The 1,172-nt window shown below is 47.4% G+C and carries 3 protein-coding genes; all 3 read left to right on the forward strand.

Annotated elements, in window-relative coordinates; all coding sequences use genetic code 11:
- Positions 1 to 219, forward strand: a 219-nt coding sequence (locus PPL9_RS33140; RefSeq protein ID WP_208989239.1) for a hypothetical protein, incomplete at its 5' end; no start/stop codon positions are given.
- Positions 216 to 800 carry a hypothetical protein gene (locus tag PPL9_RS08090; RefSeq protein ID WP_057462227.1) on the forward strand — a complete coding sequence of 195 codons (585 nt, stop codon included), beginning with the start codon at positions 216 to 218 and terminating at the stop codon, positions 798 to 800. The genes PPL9_RS33140 and PPL9_RS08090, both read left to right, overlap by 4 nt.
- 42 nt (positions 801 to 842) lie before the next feature.
- Positions 843 to 1,058, forward strand: coding sequence for a hypothetical protein (locus PPL9_RS08095; RefSeq protein WP_057462228.1), 216 nt, complete (start codon positions 843 to 845; stop codon positions 1,056 to 1,058).
- Positions 1,059 to 1,172: the final 114 nt, after the last annotated feature.

The raw sequence follows: 1,172 nt of genomic DNA on the forward strand, positions 1-1,172 counted from the left end.
GATGTGGCAAGGAATGCAGATGCGGTGACACAAAAAGGGATCTATGCAGCGGATGGCAGTTTGATTAATGCGCGGAGAGCACATTCGCGATACTGCACGCAGTTTGATTATGCGGTTCTCAATGGAAGTCAGATAAACGCGCATGATGTAGAGGGGAGCAGTTTGTCTTATTCGCAGGCTCTCAACACCTTGACAAACGATGGAGTGATTTTCGGATGACGCACTCGATCCAAAAACCAAAAAACGTAAAGGCCGTCCAATCTGTCAGTATTGATGATGGTTGCTTTTCGTTTTCAGTTCTCGTTGTTGAGGATGGAGAAGAAGTTAATCGTGTTTTTGAAGTGCGCGATGAGTTTTGCGAGCCGTATGGAAGCTATCTTCTTCAGGAATTTTATGGTGGCCGTGTCTCTGAGACCTTGCCACAGGAACCATTGATTGATCGAAGGCGTGTGGCATTACAAGCTGAATTGCGAATTGAGAAAGGTTCGAAAATCAACGGTATTCAGTTTCGCTGTGATGATAAAAGCCTGAGACGTTTGAACGCGCTCTTGCGAGGGTTTGAACGTGGAGCTGTGAAGCCTGAGGGCGTGACCTATGAAACCCAAGCCGGTGATTTAATCACCTTTAAAACCAAGGCGGAGGTGGAATTTATGTTGAATGCTGCAGAGGACTTTGAGTCTGCAATGCTTGAGCGGTCAGCCCAGCTGCAGCAGCTCGATCCTATCCCTGATCCATCACAGAGCGTGCATTGGGATCTGACCAAGACCCTTGATGAGATCCTGGCAGTTGACCAGGCTTAAACGGGCTTAGCCTCTAGTCGTGGAAATGACTGGAGGTTTACTATGGATTGGTTGTATTGGCTGCTCTGGATCGCTTTGGTGCTTTATCTGATTATTGGATTGATTGCTGGATGCTGGACTGCTCGCGTTGAAAAGCCGTTAGGCGCGCCTTTTCAGATTGTTGTCTTTGCCTGGCTAAAAGCGATCGGGCGTTTTCTGTTGTTTCTGTTTGGGTGGCCTTACATTTTCTGGGCAATCTCAAACTCTTCCCCTCAGTAGAATGCGGGAGAATTGATGGGCTCAGTTGACAGGGCCTGAACAGCTTTAACCTCCAGTCATGCGAAATGGCTGGAGGTTTTTTTATGGCCCGAGCGAATTTTAAAAATTGTTATC

The organism is Pseudovibrio sp. POLY-S9, from assembly GCF_001431305.1.
Classification (GTDB): Bacteria; Pseudomonadota; Alphaproteobacteria; order Rhizobiales; family Stappiaceae; genus Pseudovibrio.

What these genes read in the sequence shown, in the direction of transcription:
- PPL9_RS08090 (WP_057462227.1), top strand. Translation starts at nt 216, where the DNA reads ATGACGCACTCGATCCAAAAACCAAAAAACGTAAAGGCCGTCCAATCT.
- PPL9_RS08095 (WP_057462228.1), top strand. Translation starts at nt 843, where the DNA reads ATGGATTGGTTGTATTGGCTGCTCTGGATCGCTTTGGTGCTTTATCTG.